Consider the following 15,462-nt stretch of genomic DNA (forward strand, 5'->3'; position numbering starts at 1 on the left):
GTGTGATTGAGGCCGATGTTGCCCCATAAGCCGTCGCTCGGCCCTTGTTCATGCTGACGTCATCCGATCCGCGCAGATATTACAGGCCGACCTGATCCCTCCCAGTTTTTCTGTGTATGCTGGCCGAGAGACTGCCTCACAAATTGCCGCCGCATCCGAGGCATGGTCCTTCGCCGGGCCACCAGAACCCGGCGGCCTTCCCCAGGATACTCAGGCAGCGGGTTCTCCAAGGCCTCCAATCGCAACTGCCTACGAGGTCCGTGCAGGGAAGTGCGCTACAGTTGTGTGCGTCAAGTTCTGCAAAAATGGCGTGGCATTCAGCGGTGACGTTGGCGTGTCCGCCGCGCAGCCCCCGTGTTTAGCGGAGCGGCGGACATGGCGAGCCGCGTCTCAGGCGGCCAATGCCCTCAGGTTCTCCTTCTTGTGCTCGCGCAGATGATCCATGTTGAGGTAGCGGGTCGCCTCGAGCCAGTTCTCGTGGATCTCCACCGCCAATGCCCGAACCAGCCGCAGACAGCTCTGCGGGTTGGGGAAGATGCGAACGACCAGGGTGCGCCGCTTGATCTCCTGGTTCAGCCGCTCCAGCATGTTCGTCGACTTCATGTGCTTGTGATGCGGCAGCGGCAGCCGATAGAAGCTCAGCGTCTCCTCGATGTTGTTCTCCACCCAATCCACCAGCTTCGGGTATTTGGCCTGCCATTTGGCGATCCACTGCGCCAGGTCGCGCTTGACCTCGGCTAGGTCGCGCCGGTCATAGAACCATCTGAGCTCCATCAGGCAGTCGTCATCGACCTTGCGCGGCACATAATCGAGCGCGTTTCTGAGGAAGTGCACGTAACAGCGCTGCCAGACTGCCTCGGGCAGGACTTCGCGGATCGCTGCCCTGAGCCCCGGATGGTCGTCGGAGACGACGAACTCGACGCCGGCGAGCCCGCGCTGCTTGAGCCCTGCCACGAACGCGCGCCAGCTCGAATGGCTTTCCCGGTTGGCCAGCTCGACACCGAGCACCTGGCGCCGGCCCTCCCAGTCGACCCCGATCGCCACCAGCACCGCCTGGCCGGCCCGCGGCACATGGAACGGCCGCAAATCAAGGCCTGACACATGACCGCACTCGATCACATGTCCAATGCTTCAGGTTCCTCCTTGCAAAATGGCTGGCATCCACACAAGAACTTGACGCACACAACCGCAAACCGGACGATCGCGATGCGTGCCGGACAGCTGGCTGCCCGCATACCTGATTGAGTTACCCGCGCGTTCCGGCGTTCTCAATTATTTCCAGATAATCTGCCCACCACTGCATCATTTTGACGCGCTCTTCCCAGTGCTCCGCCCGGGCATAGGCGCGCCGAACGTCGTTATTTTCAATATGAGCCAGCTGTCGCTCTACGGCGTCTGGATGCCACTTGCCGCATTCGTTCAACAAAGTTGATGCCGTTGCTCGGAAGCCATGGGCCGTTGCTTCATTCTTGCTGTAACCCATGCGACGCAGGGCGGCGTTGAGTGTATTGTCGGAAATCGGACGAGAAGGCGATCGCACGCTTGGAAACAGCAGCGTCTCGGCGCCGGACATTTTTTTAAGCTCGGCCAGGATATTCAAAGCTTGCGTTGAAAGAGCAACGCGGTGCGGTCGTCGCATTTTCATTCGCGCTTCCGGGATAGTCCATACCGAACTGTCGAAGTCGAACTCCCCCCATTCGGCAGCGCGAAGCTCACCGGGGCGGGGAAACAGCAGCGCCATCAACTTCAGAGCCGCTCGGGTTGCGGGCTGTCCGTTGAATGTCTCGATCGCACGCAGCAAGCCGCCCAAAGCCTTCGGATCGGTAATGGCGGCACGCGGTGTGACTATTGGCCTAATGAGCGCGCCCCTCAGCGCCGACGTTGGGTCAGTGTCGGCGCGTGCAGTGGCGATGGCGTATCGAAAGACGCTGCCAATGGTCGAGCGCAGCCGCCTGGCCGATTCGTATCGACCGCGCACCTCCACGCTACGAAGGGCAGCAAGGATAGTGGCCGCGTCAATGTCCCGAATGCACTTGTGCCCACAGGTGGGATAGGCGAAGTCGAGTAGCCATTTGACCTTGGTGATAGTGCGGTCGGCACATCCCTCTTTCTTCAGCTTGTCCACATATTCCTCGGCGATTGATCGAAAGCTGTCCTTTGCCGAACCGACCTTTCGCAACTTGCGTTCCTGTGCGGGATCGATGCCAGTTAGGAGGAGACGTTTGGCGTCATCGCGCGCTTTGCGTGCTTCGGCGAGCGACATAAGGGGATAGCTGCCCAACGCCAGAAGCTTCTGCTTGCCGTCAAATCGATAGGCGAGGCGCCAAAGGCGGGATCCGGTGGGCTGCACCCAGAGCTGGAGCCCGCCGCCGTCAGACAATTTCAGTAGCTTGGAAGCAGGACGGGCATTTCGGCATTTCACGTCGGAAAGGGCCATTTGTGGGACACCTCCCTTTGGCTGTTTCGATACCATCAGGATGTCCAGTACCAACGGAAATACCAGCCCTCCGCCCCGTTAGATCAAATACGCCGAAATTCCATGAAACGCGCTCAATCGCGCCATCCTTCCCAAAAAGATGAACGATTTCGGTCGTTTGTGGAACAGAAGCGCAGAAGCTTCGGCGAAAGGGAGTGTCGGGAGAAGAGGGGATGGTGCCCAGAGGCGGATTCGAACCACCGACACGCGGATTTTCAGTCCGCTGCTCTACCAACTGAGCTATCTGGGCCTGTTCCGGCACGCGGGCAGTCCTGCACACCGGATTTCTTGAAAGCGCCGCAGGCGCCCCTTGAAAGCGCGTGGGTTATAGCACGGGAATCCGACCTGTCCAGCGCTTAAGCGTTGATTTCAGGCGGGAAACGAACAGTTGTCTGACAGGCTGATTTATGGGGCGCGGTCGAGGCCCGCAGGCTGCTCTGAACAGCCTCACTTGGGAGGGTCGTTGTCAGTTTCGTCCTCGTCGTCGCGGGCCGGAATGACGTAGGCGCCCTTGAGCCAGCGGTTGAGGTCGATGTCCTTGCAGCGTGCGGAGCAGAACGGGTAGGTCTCGCGCGCCGACGGCTTGCCGCATTCGGGGCAGGGCCGCTTGGGGCGCAGCGGCGTGACCTTGTCGTCCGAGCTCATGGTCGCCCCGAGATCATGGCCGAGCTGACCGCCAGTTGGCATGCACCTTGAAGCCCTCGCCGGTCAGCAGCGCCACCGTCTCATAGAGCGGCAGGCCGACGACGTTGGTGTAGGAGCCGACAAGCTTGACGACGAAGGCGCCGGCGAGGCCCTGGACGGCGTAGCCACCGGCCTTGCCGCGCCATTCTCCCGAGGCGACATAGGCGTCGATCTCGGCGCGCGGCAGCCGCTTGAAACGCACCCTGGTCTCGACCAGCCGCTGGCGCAGCTTGCCTCCCGGCGTGATCAGGCAGAGGCCGGAATAGACCCGGTGCGAACGACCTGACAGCAGCCCGAGGCAATTGGCGACGTCTTCGAACGTTTCGGCCTTGGGCAGGATGCGCCGGCCGACGGCGACCACCGTGTCGGCGGCCAGGACGAAGCTGGGCACATAGTCTTCTTCCGCCTGCAGCGAGGCCAGCGCCTTCTCGGCCTTTTCCTTCGACAGGCGCTTGGCCAGCGAGCGCGGATGCTCGGCGCGCAGCGGCGTCTCGTCGACACCCGCCGGCAGCACGCGGTCCGGCTCGATGCCGGCCTGCTGCAACAATTCGATCCGGCGCGGCGAACCCGAGGCAAGCACGAGCTTCTGCAAAATGCTCATCGCGATCCCGGCCGAACTCTGACGATCTTACTTGAAACGGTAGGTGATACGGCCCTTGGTCAGGTCGTAGGGTGTCATCTCGACCAGGACCTTGTCGCCAGTCAGCACGCGGATGCGGTTCTTGCGCATACGGCCGGCTGTGTGGGCGATGATTTCGTGTTCGTTTTCGAGCTTCACCCTGAACATCGCGTTGGGCAACAATTCCGTGACGACACCCGGAAACTCGAGGACTTCTTCCTTCGGCATTCGATACCTTTGCTTGGATGGGATTCCCAGCGCCCCGGCCGGAATTTGGGCGGAACCTATATGATAATCGTGCGCTTGTGAACACGCTTAATCAGCGCCGTTTTTTGCTTCCGGCGCCAGGAAACGGCGGCCGATTCGCGCCCTTAGCCGTTCGCGCACCTCGCGATAGGCGGCTATGATCTGCTCACGCGTGCCGCTGACGCCAGTCGGGTCAGGCATCGGCCAATATTCGACGTCGACGGCAAGCGAGCGGGTAAGCTCGAGCGCGGTGTGATGGGCTTCCGGCGACAGCGTGACGATCAGGTCGAAATAGTCGTCCTCGAGATCGTCCAGTGTCCTCGGGTGCCGTTCACCCAGCGACAGCCCGTCCTCGGCCAGCACGGCGTCGACGAACGGGTCGCGTTCGCCGCCGCGCACTCCGGCCGACGCCACGAAGGTGGTGGCCGGAAGCACCTGGCGCGTCAGCAGTTCGGCCATTGGCGAGCGCACCGCGTTCATGCCGCAGACAAACAGGATCGAGCGGGGCAGGATCGAGCGGGGCAGAGGGGCTGGCAGCTCAGCCTCGCCAGTGCAGCACGCAGACCAGCGTGAACAGCCGGCGCGCCGTATCGAAATCGATATCGATCTTGCCGGCCAGCCGGTCCATCAACGTCTGCGAGCCTTCATTGTGCAGCCCGCGCCGGCCCATATCGATCGCCTCGATCTGGCTGGGAGTCGAGGTGCGGATGGCGTCGTAGTAGCTTTCGCAGATCATGTAGTAGTCCTTGACGATGCGCCTGAGCGGCGTCAGCGACAGGATGTGGGTGACCACGGCCGCGCCGTCCTCACGCGTCACCGCGAAGACTAGGCGGGATTCGGCCAGCGACAGTTTTAGCCGATAAGGCCCGGCGCCGTCGTCATTGACCGGCTGGAAGCTGTTTTCCTCGATCAGGTCGAAGATCGCCACCGCCCGCTCATGCTCGACATCGGGCGTCGAACGGCCGATCGATTCGTCGAGTTCGACATCGATCAGCCTGGCATGGGTTCGATCGTAGTCCGACATATCAGTCTACATGTTCAGCCGTATGGCGACGGAGCGTCCATGCGCGTCGAGGCCTTCCGCTGTGGCCAGCGCGATGGCCGCCGGCGCCAGCTCCCGCAGCTGCTCCGGCCCGAGCTTCAGGATCGAGGTGCGCTTGACGAAATCGAGCACCGAAAGCCCGGACGAGAAGCGCGCCGAGCGCGCCGTCGGCAGCACGTGGTTGGATCCGCCGACATAGTCGCCGATGGCTTCCGGCGTGTGGCGGCCGAGAAACACCGCACCGGCATTGCGCATCCGCGCCAGGAATGCTTCCGGCTCGTCGATGGCAAGCTCGACATGTTCGGCCGCGATGCGGTCGACCAGCGGCAGTGCTGCCTCGATTCGGGGAACAAGGATGACGGCACCGAAGTCGCGCCAGCTCGCCGCCGCCGTCTCGGCGCGCGACAGGTTTTTCAACTGGCGTTCGACCGCCTGTTCGACCGCTTCGCCGAAGGCAGGATCGTCGGTGATCAGGATCGACTGCGCCGAAACGTCATGCTCGGCCTGGGCGAGCAGGTCGGCGGCGACCCACTCCGGATCGTTGCTGCCGTCGGCCACGACAAGCACTTCCGAAGGCCCGGCGATCATGTCGATGCCGACCGTGCCGAACACCTGGCGCTTGGCCGCGGCGACATAGGCATTGCCGGGACCGACGATCTTGGCGACCGGCTTTATCGTCTCGGTGCCATAGGCCAGCGCTGCGATCGCCTGCGCACCGCCGACGCGGTAGATTTCGGATATGCCGGTCAGATCCGCCGCCACCAGCACCAGCGGATTGATGATGCCGCCGGGCGCCGGCACCGCCATGACGATGCGCTCGACGCCGGCGACCTTGGCCGGTACGGCGCTCATCAGCACCGAGCTTGGATAGCTCGCCGTGCCGCCCGGCACATAAAGCCCGACCGCCTCGATCGCCGTCCAGCGCGAGCCGAGCTCGACGCCGGCAGCGTCCGTATAGCGGTCGTCCTGCGGCCGCTGCCGCTCGTGATGGGAACGGATCCGGTCACGGGCGAATTTGAGCGCCTCGATCGTCTCCGGATCGGCCGCACCGTAGGCGTTTGCGATGTCGTCTTGCGACACGGCTATGCCGAGGCCTTTCAGATCGGCCTGTTCGAATTTCTGCGTGTAGTCGATGAGCGCCGCGTCACCCTCGGCGCGCACCCGCGCGATGATCGCGCGCACCACGGCGTCGACGTCCGCCGAGACCTCGCGCTTGGTCAAAAGGAACGCGGCAAAACGCTGCTCGAAATCGGCATCGGACAGACGAAGGGTGATGGCCATCTTGTGCTGCTCAGGCTCTGTGGAAGGGGCGCGACGTCGCTTCCCAGGCGCCGCCAATGTCAGCCAGCCGCGCCTCGATGCACTCGACATCGAGCATGATCGCGCCGCCACCTGAAAAGATCAGCTCGACAACGCCGGCCGGCTTGGCGAGCGCGAGGAAGCTGATCGCCAGCAGCGACAGCACTTCGTCGGGCTTGTCGCGGGCAATGCCGCTGGTCTTGGCGCCCAGCACCCGGTCGAAATGCAGCACGCTTTGCCGCCGCTCATTGTGCTGGCGGAACAGGCCCGATTTCGCCTCCCAGACGAAGCGGTTCATGGTCATTACGAAGCGCTTGGCCGCCGGCATGTATTCGAGGTCGCCGACCTTCAGCACGGCGTCCTGGACATGGGCCGAGACGATGCTCAGGTCCTGATCGTCGAGCGCGACAAGCTTGAGAGCCATGCGGATTTCACACCTGACGGTTGATTATTCAGCCTTCTGTTAGAGCATGATCCCGAAAAGTGGAAACCGGTTTTTGGAAAAGATCATGCTCAGGCAGGAATCTGGAGCCTGATCTCGGTTGAATCGAGATCAGATTCCAGTTGGCCTTTCCGGCTCGTGCAACCGCGCCGCAAAGCCTTGCCAAATCGCCTACCCCGAAATCCGCTCGATCACCGCGCCGCAGCCGGACAGCTTTTCTTCCAGCCGCTCAAAACCGCGGTCGAGATGGTAGACGCGGTTGACCGTTGTCTCGCCTTCGGCCGCCAGGCCGGCGATGACCAGCGACACCGAAGCGCGAAGATCGGTCGCCATGACCGGCGCGCCCTTCAGCTTCGAAACGCCGTCGACGATCGCCGTCTGGCCGGACAGTGTTATGTGGGCGCCGAGCCGGGCAAGCTCCTGGACGTGCATGAAGCGGTTTTCGAAGATCGTCTCGGTGATGCGCGACTTGCCCTTGGCCATCGTCATCAGGCCCATGAACTGCGCCTGCAGGTCGGTCGGGAACGCCGGGAACGGCGCTGTCGTCACGTCGACCGGCGCAATGCCGGCGCCGTTGCGCCTGACGCGGATGCCGGAATTGGTCTGCGTGATCTCGGCGCCGGTCTGGGAAATCACGTCGAGCGCGGTCTGCAGCAGGTCAGCCCGCGCGCCTTCGAGCATGACGTCACCGCCGGTCATGGCGACGGCCATCGCATAGGTGCCGGTCTCGATGCGGTCGGGTATCACCCGGACGCGGGCGCCCGACAGCGCTTCGACGCCGTCGATGGTGATGGTCTCGGTGCCGGCCCCATGAATCCTGGCGCCCATGGCGTTGAGGCATTCGGCGAGGTTGACGATCTCGGGCTCGCGGGCGGCATTTTCGAGCACCGTCTCGCCCTTGGCCAGCGAAGCCGCCATCATCAACACATGGGTGGCGCCGACCGACACTTTCGGGAAGACGTAGCGGTTGCCGACAAGACGGCCGTTCCTGGTCTTGGCGATGACATAGCCGGTGTCGACGTCGATATCGGCGCCCAGCACCTGAAGGCCTTCCAGGAAAAGGTCGACCGGCCGCGTGCCGATGGCGCAGCCGCCCGGAAGCGAGACCTTGGCCTCGCCCATGCGGGCGAGCAGCGGGCCGATCACCCAGAAAGAGGCACGCATCTTCGACACCAGGTCGTAGGGTGCCGTGGTGTCGACGATGTTGCGGGCGGAGAAAGTGATGGTGCGCGAATAGCCCTCTTGCTGCTTTTCGCGGCGGCCATTGACCGAATAGTCGACGCCATGATTGCCGAGAATGCGGATAAGCTGCTCGACATCGGCCAGATGCGGCACGTTTTCCAGCGTCAGTGTGTCGTCGGTCAGAAGCGAAGCGATCATCAGCGGCAGCGCGGCGTTCTTCGCGCCCGAGATCGGGATGCTTCCGGCAAGCTTGTTGCCGCCGACAATTCTGATGCGATCCATGGAAGAACGTCCCCTCGGCCAAAGGGCCGGTTTTCAATCGGTTGAGTCTGTTGTGGCCGGTCTAGACCATTGGCCGGCTTGGTTCAAGAAACAGGATTCCAGCGCCCTGGCCGGCCTGTTGATATAGGTCAATCCTTTTGCGTTTCCCTTAAGGCGCCTAGCCCTTCCGGCCGCTGGTCGGCCCCGCCGGTGCGCCGCGAGCGCGACTGCGCCTTGCGCTTTTGCAGATTGGCGCGCAATTCCTCGGCAAGCCGGGTCTTGCGGTCGACCTTATTCGGTTGACCGTTCTTTTTCGATGGACCGCCGCCCTTGTCAGGTGGAGTTTTCTTGTCGTTCATGGTTCCGTCCGGCCAGCGCGCTATGGAGGGATAGCCAACATTGTGGCGCTGCCATGTCCGGAAAAGCCGTCGGAGCGGGCTTTCACAGATGGCTTGCGCTTGGCCTTGCGCTTGCCGGTTCGATATGGCAGAAGCCCCGCCATCAGCGGCTGCGGTAGCTCAGTGGTAGAGCACTCCCTTGGTAAGGGAGAGGTCGAGAGTTCAATCCTCTCTCGCAGCACCAGTTTTCCCGAAGATTTTCAATAGTGCGCTTCGCCTGTTCCCTTTGCGTTTAGGAGTCGGGAGCAATCAGTCTTGACATGCGCGTAGCAAACTACCGATTTTTCGTCCTTCCATCGGCCGGTGCCAGCGAGCCCGTGCAAATCTATGCCGGCGTACCGACGCATTCACGTCGCCCAGCTGTGGCAACGGTGTGGAGGTCAAGAAATGCGTTCAGGTCTTGCGGACCTCGCCACAAATCTGGGTGCAGCCTGCCGAGCGCAAGCTGATGCTGGGTCAATCCTAAGCGGGCTGCTACAGTCCCGTATGGCCGCTCGAATAGTGGTTATCCTGGCGCTTCTTGCCGCCTTCGCCTACGGATTCGCAAAACTTGTGGAACGTTCTGGCGACGCTAGCGACAAGCCCTCTCCGTGTGAAAATTGGCCACACCCTGATTGTCCAGTCCCAAACGCGCCTCCTCCGGAAGAACCTAGGCCTTGAGCGGGAGGGTTCGCGGGCCTCAACGTCAGCGTGATATGCGGTAGCAGCGGGTTCACGCACTGCCAGTGGAACAAGAATTGCTCCGCATCGTTCAGATAACTATGCAACCCGTCGCGGCAGCAATCAAGCACCGCAGCTGAAGGTTGCTTGGAGGCAATTATGGGTAAGCAACTTACATCGGCTGCGGCAGGCATCCTTCTGTTCGTTGGCGTCAGCGCCGCCGCCGCTCAAGACGTCATTATTCAACCCGAGCAGGACGTTGTGATCCGCGAATACGTGAAAAAGAAACCGGTGGCATCCCTCAGCCTTCCCGGCGTGGAGCTCAACATCGGCACACCTCTGCCCGAAACAGTCGAGCTTTACGAGGTGCCGGACGTTCAGTACCGCTACGTCGTCGTCGACGGCCGGACCGTCCTGGTCGATCCAGGTACCCGCAAGATTGTGAAGGTTTACGACTGACTTGACCCCTCACGCTGAAGCCCGTCATGCCGAAAGGTGTGGCGGGCTGACGCCTTCTCAGGCTCGGCTTGGATTTCTTCTGTGATGACTTCGAAGCGGGTGAGCCGGGAAAGACCGAAGCTCGTTGAGATCGCGACGTCATTGGCATCGCATCCCCTCGCCATCAGGATTCTGCCTATGCGAGGCGTGCCGTGCATCGAAGGTGAACCAATGGCCGCCGAGATAGGCTTGGAACCATGCGTTGAAATCCATGGGATACGGCATCGGCGGTATCCCTATGTCGCCGAGATAGCCGGTGCAGTATCGCGCCGGGATATTCATGCAACGGCACAGCGTGATTGCCAAATGTGCAAAATCACGACAGACGCCGGCCCGATCGGTTAGCGCGCCGTGGGCGGTCCGCTGCGTGTCCGCGGCCTGATAGTTGAAGGTGATGTGTTCGTGAACGAAATCGCAGATCGCCTGGACGCGCGCCCATCCGGGTGCAGTATTGCCAAAATTGGTCCAAGCGAAGTCGCCAAGCCGATCGGTGTCGCAATAGCGACTGCCGAGAAGAAACCTGAGCACGTAGTCGGGCAGCTCTTTGATGTCGTGCTGGACGGCGCCCGCGGCCACAATTTCCGGCTTGCCGGTGTCATAAATTTCGAAGTTCGTTGATATCGTCGTGAGCCCGGCGGGCGCCTCTATTCTCGTGCACAAATTGCCAAAAACGTCGATGTAGCCGCGGGCTTCGACCGGGCGATCGAAGCCGATGATCTGTTCTGTCAAAAGATCGACGCGGCGTGAAGGATGGATCTCGAGGACGAGCAGCATCGGTGTCGGCTGCGGACATTCGTAGGCAAGATTGAACCCTGCGCGGATACGCATCGAAGCTCCAATGCGTTGATTTAAGCAAACTCCGGATTGCCGCGAACAGTTCCAAACGCATTAGAAGATGCTAATTTTTATTGATGCTGGTTATTGATGCCGGCTTCCTTGACCACCTTGACCTCCACCGTCATGCCGAGAAAGCTCGACGCGCTGCCGCAGTAGCTTCCGGAAAGAGGTATGGCTTGCCCAGGATGCCTGGCCACAGCCACTCTGATCAGATCCCGGTTGCCGACAATGCCATTGGTGGGGTCGAACTCGACCCAACCCGCGCCAGGCAGATAGACCTGGCACCAGGCATGCGTCGAACCGCCGCCGAGGACAGAAGCGCTGTCGCGGCTCGGCACATAGACATAGCCAGTCACAAAACGTGCGGCAAAACCGAGCGAACGAACCGCTTCCATCATGAACAGCGCAAAGTCTCGGCATGTGCCTCGACGCACGTGCAACGTCATGAGAGGCGGTTGCGTCCCTGATTCAGTTCGACGGGAATAAACAAAGCTCTCGTGGATTGCGTAGCAAAGCGTCATCAGCAATTTGCCCGTCTCGGTGTGCCCTCTGGCACTCACGAACTGTTGTGCCCATTTACCGATCTCGTCGCCGTCATCGAGATGATGGCGCTCGATGGTTTGGGTGAGGTCGGTTGCCTCGTCGGGGTCATAGGAAAATGGATAGCTGAGCGCTGCTTCATCGATACGGAAATCAGGCGCATGCTGCGGCGTGTGATCGAGCCGAATGTCTGTCACGAAACGCAGTTCGTCGCCGGAGCCCTTGAAGTCGATTACCGCAACGCAGTTTCCGAAAACGTCATGGATCCAGCCAACCTCATTCGGCTCGGGGTCGATAAACAGGGCGTGATCCAGAAGTCGCTGATCGAAACTATCGCGCGGCCTGAACATCAGCCGGTGCTCGCCAAACGTCACCGGTTGCGTGTAGCGATAGACGGTCGTGTGCTTGACTGAAAAGATCGGCATTGGCTTGCGTCGACCACCTGCGATATCAGCGCAATCATATAATCTTTTTCGACGTGCAGCGGACAAAATCGGAGCTTACGCCTCGACGGGCCGTATCAGGCGGTCGTCCACCGTAGGCTTTTTGCAATCTCCAATCGGTAGACTCTCTCAACGCCCCGTAAGTTAATCTTTCGCCAAGGAGGGGCCAAGGCGAGGAACGTCGCAAACGGGAGGAAGCAATGAACGAAGACTACGGGTCCGGCCATAGACCACGACAAGCCTTACGAAATAGCTGCTTTCGCTAAAAAGCATGGCCTTACCATAAGGGCTGCCGAGCTGATCCTTTCGCCTATAGCCCGTCCCGAGCGGCGTGCTATATTTCGTCACCGCCGTCGCAGCACAAGCCAAGAGACAATCGGCGCGCTAGCTCTCGTTCCGAAAATCCTGGAGCGACGGGTGGCGCAGATCACCCCGTCACCGTCGCCTACACGTCGCCCGCCGCTTGTTTCGGAGCGGCAGGCTTAGCGCATTTTGCAGCCAGTAGAATCGCTTGGCGTCGCAGAAATGCGGCTAACCAAACAGATAAAGCGGGATGTCCAGTTCAATTTGAACGGTCCCGCTCCAGGACTCTGTCGAGGTTGCGCCGATCGACGGCGCAGCCTTTTATACTGAACGCTCAGGTGAGGCTTCTGGACCAGTCGTCTACTTGGCGCTCTGCCTCTTCCTTGGCGATCCCATACCGCTCCTGAAGACGGCCTGCGAGTTGGTCACGATTGCCTTCGATGCGATCAAGGTCATCGTCGGTGAGGTCACCCCATTGCTCCTTGGCCTTGCCTTTGAACTGCATCCATTTTCCCTTGATTTGATCCCAGTTCATGAATTCCTCCTTTGCTGTTCAAAGGGAAATGCAAATGGACACCACATGTTCCCGAACGGCGACGGCCGATGACGATTATATTCGGCAACGCAGCGAAAAGCCGCCGGGCGGAGCCAGCGGGGCTAGTTGGAGCAGGGGATCGAATGAGAACGATCCGCGTCTTGAAATCACTCGACAGAAGGTTCGGCAGCACGATCAGCTGGCGCGCGCCAAGGCGATCGATATGACGTTGTCTGCATCCGCCTCCGGTAGATCGAACAGCATCGGGAGCTGGCGCGTCATGGCCATTTCAACGATCAGCTCTTCGATGGAAGCTGTCGGCAGATCGGTCTCGACACTATTCGAGATCATCGAGGCAAGCTTGTGGACTGGCACTGGTGCCGACTTAGCACGGTCGTCAAGCAACCTGCTGATTTCGATTACAACATCTGCGTCAATGCTCTTTGGCAATTCGCGCATGGCTTTTCCTCCCTGCCCATATCATGCGCGTGCCAGAGGGCTGAGTCTCGAAAAATCGACGTATCGACTTAATCAGAGACGTGCTTCGACCCGATTGCTTTGGCCGGGCGCTCGGGCCTGCGGCGAAAAAGCAAACTGCATTGGTGCCGTATGCGGCAACGAATTCGCCCGTTTTGCGTTGGCCAATCATACATCGTGAGTAAACGCGACAAGGAGAGTAGGCATGACAGCCGACGCGGCGAAGCTCTATCCGCGCCACCGGGATCGGATCTCCGGCAGCGAAGCTTATGTGGTAAGGCATTTTGCCCGACAGAACGGCATCACCCCAGCACAAGTCCATCAGTTGATCAGGAGATATGGAAGCAGCCGCGCCAAGCTGGTGGCTGCGGCGAAGGAGCTCCGCGGGTCGCTTCGATCGGATGTCCCCAAGGCCATGCCTGCCTCAGGGCGCCGCGCCGGGCGTCTCAGCGCCGGCGTTGATACCGGAAATGGCTTGGGGACGCAGTGAGCGTCCTGCGGAAACAATCCAGCCGACGACTTCGTATTCAGTTTTTTCGATCCTGGCCGCCGTCGCCGGCCTCTGTTCGCGATTTTCTTGCTTCAATGGTCGCCTCCAGATCGGACCGGCTGCCATATCGAACCGAGTAGGCTCGTGTAAATTCGGCACCCAACAGAAAGATTTCGGACGAATAAAAAACCCACAGCAGCACGACGAGCAGTGCACCGGCTGCCCCGTATGACGAAGCGATGGCGCTAGTCCCTATATACCAGCCGATCAGCGACTTGCCGATCGTGAAGAGAAACGCCGTCGCTACGGCGCCGACGCCAACGTCGCGCCATTGCAGCGCGCGGTCGGGCAGTATCTTGTAGATTGCCGCAAACAACAGGGCGATCATGGCAAACGACACGATCCCGTTGATTGCGCTCAGGATGAGGGTGCCAAAGGGCAGATATGCGTTGATGATATCCCCAAGCGCCGAAATTGCAGCGCTTACGACGAGGGATACCAGCAGCAGAAAGCCAAGCGCCGCGACCAGACCCAGACTGGCAGCGCGCGCCCGGACGAGCCGTGAAATCGATGTGCCAACCGGTTTGACTTTCCAGATCTCGTTCAGGGCAACCTGCATTTCGCCGAAGACGCCGGATGCGGCAACCAACAGCGTGGCGAGCCCCAAAATGCTGGCAAGAGTTCCCGCCTCTTTTTGTGACGCGTTCTCGATTGTCGCTTGCAAAAGCTCGGTGCTCTGCGGACCCATCAGGCCCGCCAGCTGGGCCGAAAGCGCCAGTTGTGCGGCATCGTTTCCGAAGGCCATGCCTGCGATGGCGACAACGATGAGCAGGATCGGCGCAAGCGAGGTCGTGGCATAAAACGCCATCGCTGCGCCGTGGCTCAAGGCATTGTCATTGATGAAGCCGACAATGCTCTCCTTAAGGAGAACCCAGCTGTCTTTCGCCACATTCCACATACGAGCCTCACCTGCTTCTCAAGCAAGTAGAGGCAATATGGCGGCGGACCAGAGCATCAAGTTCGAGAAGTCCTGGTCCGTTTGGATCCGGCGTTCAGGTGACGGATCTTGGGTTGTCTGGCGTGACCTGTCCCGAGGCCCTCTTTGTGAGACCATCCTGCGTCGGGAAGGCCGCGAACGCCGCGATGGCCAGGAAGATCGGAATCCCCAGTTCGAGAATTTCCTCGAACACTGTGGAGGTATGAATCCGGGTGAGGTGGATGTTGAGAAATGTGAGATTTGATGGCGCGCCGTCGATGACCTTGGAGAGGACGGCGCAGCCGATAGCGGCGGCAATGGCAACAGCAGTCGCCTCGCCGTGGCGAAGCCCGTGCACAAAGCTGCGGAAGCCGTTCTTCAGGAGCAAATAGAAGGCAACGGCGAGGGCAATCACGACCGCCGCGCCCATGAGCTTTTCCAACAGCGGAACGTCAGGCGAGATATAGAGGGTGGTCTTGGTGATGTTGTGGGTGGTGAAATGCGCATGGAAGTCCAGCTCGCGCAGGCACATCGCGATCAGGATGGCAACGAGATACCACCGCTTCAGCAGGTCCCGATATGACATTTCCCGGACAAGCGTTGCCACGACGATCAGGTAGCCGGCGGCCGAGAAGACTTCAATTGGACCGCCCTCGCTGAGGTAAAACTTCCGTATGTCTTCGGGAAAGAAAGCGAGCGGCAAGGCGATGAGAAAGACGAGCACCAGCAGGGCAAGGCCCATTTGATTGAAATAGTGGCCTTTGCCGTATCCGGTCTTTCTTTCACTCCACGCCATATCCGTCTCGCCCATCTGTCTTGTGCCGACTCTCTATTGATCGTGGTTTCACTCAATTTGAAAGACTGGGCTATTGTCAAGTTGCCGTTCGGTATTCCCGGCCACTTGCCGGCGCTCTGACGGCATCACTGCGTAAGCGTGACGAGCCTGTCCGGCCTAGTGCGGTTGTTGGCTGTCCTTTCCAGAAACGTGTCTTTGTAGCGACGACGACCCGTTCGCTCACGCCACCGATCGCCGCCATCTACCCTGCGGCGGTGT

At 60.6% G+C, this 15,462-nt stretch carries 17 protein-coding genes, 2 tRNA genes and 2 pseudogenes; 3 read left to right on the forward strand and 18 right to left on the reverse strand.

All coding sequences use genetic code 11. From position 1 onward, the window contains the following. Positions 1 to 390: 390 nt before the first annotated feature. From AC0L25_RS22450 to AC0L25_RS22505, 12 genes and pseudogenes are all read right to left on the reverse strand, one after another. Positions 391 to 1,056, reverse strand: a pseudogene (locus AC0L25_RS22450) (IS256 family transposase); the annotation flags it as partial. A gap of 190 nt (positions 1,057 to 1,246) precedes the next feature. Further along, a complete protein-coding gene (locus AC0L25_RS22455; protein ID WP_473597523.1) occupies positions 1,247 to 2,437 on the reverse strand; it encodes a tyrosine-type recombinase/integrase in 1,191 nt (396 codons plus the stop codon). Positions 2,438 to 2,650: 213 nt separating this feature from the next. Continuing rightward, positions 2,651 to 2,726, reverse strand: a tRNA-Phe gene (locus AC0L25_RS22460). 197 nt (positions 2,727 to 2,923) lie between these two features. Then, entirely contained in the window at positions 2,924 to 3,121 is a 198-nt protein-coding gene (yacG, locus tag AC0L25_RS22465; protein ID WP_456003026.1) for a DNA gyrase inhibitor YacG, read from the reverse strand. A 13-nt stretch (positions 3,122 to 3,134) separates the two neighbouring features. After that, the gene (locus AC0L25_RS22470) at positions 3,135 to 3,761 is read right to left on the reverse strand and encodes a Maf-like protein (RefSeq protein WP_473597524.1); all 627 of its coding nucleotides are present in this window, start codon (positions 3,759 to 3,761) and stop codon (positions 3,135 to 3,137) included. 27 nt (positions 3,762 to 3,788) lie between these two features. Continuing rightward, positions 3,789 to 4,007 carry a translation initiation factor IF-1 gene (gene infA / locus AC0L25_RS22475; protein WP_006200926.1) on the reverse strand — a complete coding sequence of 73 codons (219 nt, stop codon included), beginning with the start codon at positions 4,005 to 4,007 and terminating at the stop codon, positions 3,789 to 3,791. Positions 4,008 to 4,094: 87 nt separating this feature from the next. After that, the gene (locus AC0L25_RS22480; protein WP_473597558.1) at positions 4,095 to 4,562 is read right to left on the reverse strand and encodes an arsenate-mycothiol transferase ArsC; all 468 of its coding nucleotides are present in this window, start codon (positions 4,560 to 4,562) and stop codon (positions 4,095 to 4,097) included. A 1-nt stretch (position 4,563) separates the two neighbouring features. Continuing rightward, positions 4,564 to 5,049 carry a UPF0262 family protein gene (locus AC0L25_RS22485; protein WP_258121975.1) on the reverse strand — a complete coding sequence of 162 codons (486 nt, stop codon included), beginning with the start codon at positions 5,047 to 5,049 and terminating at the stop codon, positions 4,564 to 4,566. A 6-nt stretch (positions 5,050 to 5,055) separates the two neighbouring features. Further along, entirely contained in the window at positions 5,056 to 6,348 is a 1,293-nt protein-coding gene (gene hisD, locus AC0L25_RS22490) for a histidinol dehydrogenase (RefSeq protein WP_473597525.1), read from the reverse strand. A 10-nt stretch (positions 6,349 to 6,358) separates the two neighbouring features. Further along, positions 6,359 to 6,790 (reverse strand): DUF2948 family protein, encoded by a 432-nt coding sequence (locus AC0L25_RS22495; RefSeq protein WP_473597526.1) that lies wholly within the window; start codon positions 6,788 to 6,790, stop codon positions 6,359 to 6,361. A gap of 189 nt (positions 6,791 to 6,979) precedes the next feature. After that, positions 6,980 to 8,272, reverse strand: a complete 1,293-nt coding sequence (gene murA, locus AC0L25_RS22500; RefSeq protein ID WP_473597527.1) for a UDP-N-acetylglucosamine 1-carboxyvinyltransferase — start codon at positions 8,270 to 8,272, stop codon at positions 6,980 to 6,982. Between the two features lie 128 nt (positions 8,273 to 8,400). Beyond that, the gene (locus AC0L25_RS22505; RefSeq protein ID WP_473597528.1) at positions 8,401 to 8,610 is read right to left on the reverse strand and encodes a hypothetical protein; all 210 of its coding nucleotides are present in this window, start codon (positions 8,608 to 8,610) and stop codon (positions 8,401 to 8,403) included. A 148-nt stretch (positions 8,611 to 8,758) separates the two neighbouring features. Between AC0L25_RS22505 and AC0L25_RS22510 the strand changes: the two genes are divergently transcribed. Further along, a tRNA-Thr gene (locus AC0L25_RS22510) sits at positions 8,759 to 8,833 on the forward strand. 635 nt (positions 8,834 to 9,468) lie between these two features. Further along, positions 9,469 to 9,768 (forward strand): DUF1236 domain-containing protein, encoded by a 300-nt coding sequence (locus tag AC0L25_RS22515; RefSeq protein ID WP_473597529.1) that lies wholly within the window; start codon positions 9,469 to 9,471, stop codon positions 9,766 to 9,768. On the opposite strand, the pseudogene AC0L25_RS22520 reads toward AC0L25_RS22515, so the two are convergent. The 4 genes and pseudogenes from AC0L25_RS22520 to AC0L25_RS22535 form a co-directional block, all read right to left on the reverse strand. Continuing rightward, a pseudogene (locus tag AC0L25_RS22520) lies at positions 9,759 to 10,635 on the reverse strand (transglutaminase-like domain-containing protein). The gene AC0L25_RS22515 and the pseudogene AC0L25_RS22520 sit on opposite strands and share 10 nt — an antisense overlap. 77 nt (positions 10,636 to 10,712) lie before the next feature. Then, positions 10,713 to 11,609: a transglutaminase family protein gene (locus AC0L25_RS22525; RefSeq protein WP_473597559.1), complete on the reverse strand. Its 897-nt coding sequence runs from the start codon at positions 11,607 to 11,609 to the stop codon at positions 10,713 to 10,715. Positions 11,610 to 12,264: 655 nt separating this feature from the next. Beyond that, positions 12,265 to 12,465 carry a CsbD family protein gene (locus tag AC0L25_RS22530; protein ID WP_352952677.1) on the reverse strand — a complete coding sequence of 67 codons (201 nt, stop codon included), beginning with the start codon at positions 12,463 to 12,465 and terminating at the stop codon, positions 12,265 to 12,267. A 195-nt stretch (positions 12,466 to 12,660) separates the two neighbouring features. Continuing rightward, positions 12,661 to 12,924, reverse strand: a complete 264-nt coding sequence (locus AC0L25_RS22535; protein ID WP_127203582.1) for a hypothetical protein — start codon at positions 12,922 to 12,924, stop codon at positions 12,661 to 12,663. Positions 12,925 to 13,147: 223 nt separating this feature from the next. Between AC0L25_RS22535 and AC0L25_RS22540 the strand changes: the two genes are divergently transcribed. Beyond that, positions 13,148 to 13,432, forward strand: coding sequence for a DUF3606 domain-containing protein (locus AC0L25_RS22540; protein WP_473597530.1), 285 nt, complete (start codon positions 13,148 to 13,150; stop codon positions 13,430 to 13,432). A gap of 37 nt (positions 13,433 to 13,469) precedes the next feature. On the opposite strand, the gene AC0L25_RS22545 is transcribed toward AC0L25_RS22540, so the two are convergent. Continuing rightward, a complete protein-coding gene (locus tag AC0L25_RS22545; RefSeq protein WP_473597531.1) occupies positions 13,470 to 14,390 on the reverse strand; it encodes a YihY/virulence factor BrkB family protein in 921 nt (306 codons plus the stop codon). Between the two features lie 94 nt (positions 14,391 to 14,484). Further along, positions 14,485 to 15,219, reverse strand: coding sequence for a hypothetical protein (locus AC0L25_RS22550; RefSeq protein ID WP_473597532.1), 735 nt, complete (start codon positions 15,217 to 15,219; stop codon positions 14,485 to 14,487). Positions 15,220 to 15,462: the final 243 nt, after the last annotated feature.

This window comes from Mesorhizobium sp. WSM4813, assembly GCF_055811555.1.

Bases quoted from the DNA above. Each gene is read 5' to 3' on its own strand.
- AC0L25_RS22455 (WP_473597523.1), bottom strand. From the start codon at position 2,437: ATGGCCCTTTCCGACGTGAAATGCCGAAATGCCCGTCCTGCTTCCAAG.
- yacG (WP_456003026.1), bottom strand. From the start codon at position 3,121: ATGAGCTCGGACGACAAGGTCACGCCGCTGCGCCCCAAGCGGCCCTGC.
- AC0L25_RS22470 (WP_473597524.1), bottom strand. From the start codon at position 3,761: ATGAGCATTTTGCAGAAGCTCGTGCTTGCCTCGGGTTCGCCGCGCCGG.
- infA (WP_006200926.1), bottom strand. From the start codon at position 4,007: ATGCCGAAGGAAGAAGTCCTCGAGTTTCCGGGTGTCGTCACGGAATTG.
- AC0L25_RS22485 (WP_258121975.1), bottom strand. From the start codon at position 5,049: ATGTCGGACTACGATCGAACCCATGCCAGGCTGATCGATGTCGAACTC.
- hisD (WP_473597525.1), bottom strand. From the start codon at position 6,348: ATGGCCATCACCCTTCGTCTGTCCGATGCCGATTTCGAGCAGCGTTTT.
- AC0L25_RS22495 (WP_473597526.1), bottom strand. From the start codon at position 6,790: ATGGCTCTCAAGCTTGTCGCGCTCGACGATCAGGACCTGAGCATCGTC.
- murA (WP_473597527.1), bottom strand. From the start codon at position 8,272: ATGGATCGCATCAGAATTGTCGGCGGCAACAAGCTTGCCGGAAGCATC.
- AC0L25_RS22505 (WP_473597528.1), bottom strand. From the start codon at position 8,610: ATGAACGACAAGAAAACTCCACCTGACAAGGGCGGCGGTCCATCGAAA.
- AC0L25_RS22515 (WP_473597529.1), top strand. From the start codon at position 9,469: ATGGGTAAGCAACTTACATCGGCTGCGGCAGGCATCCTTCTGTTCGTT.
- AC0L25_RS22525 (WP_473597559.1), bottom strand. From the start codon at position 11,609: ATGCCGATCTTTTCAGTCAAGCACACGACCGTCTATCGCTACACGCAA.
- AC0L25_RS22530 (WP_352952677.1), bottom strand. From the start codon at position 12,465: ATGAACTGGGATCAAATCAAGGGAAAATGGATGCAGTTCAAAGGCAAG.
- AC0L25_RS22535 (WP_127203582.1), bottom strand. From the start codon at position 12,924: ATGCGCGAATTGCCAAAGAGCATTGACGCAGATGTTGTAATCGAAATC.
- AC0L25_RS22540 (WP_473597530.1), top strand. From the start codon at position 13,148: ATGACAGCCGACGCGGCGAAGCTCTATCCGCGCCACCGGGATCGGATC.
- AC0L25_RS22545 (WP_473597531.1), bottom strand. From the start codon at position 14,390: ATGTGGAATGTGGCGAAAGACAGCTGGGTTCTCCTTAAGGAGAGCATT.
- AC0L25_RS22550 (WP_473597532.1), bottom strand. From the start codon at position 15,219: ATGGGCGAGACGGATATGGCGTGGAGTGAAAGAAAGACCGGATACGGC.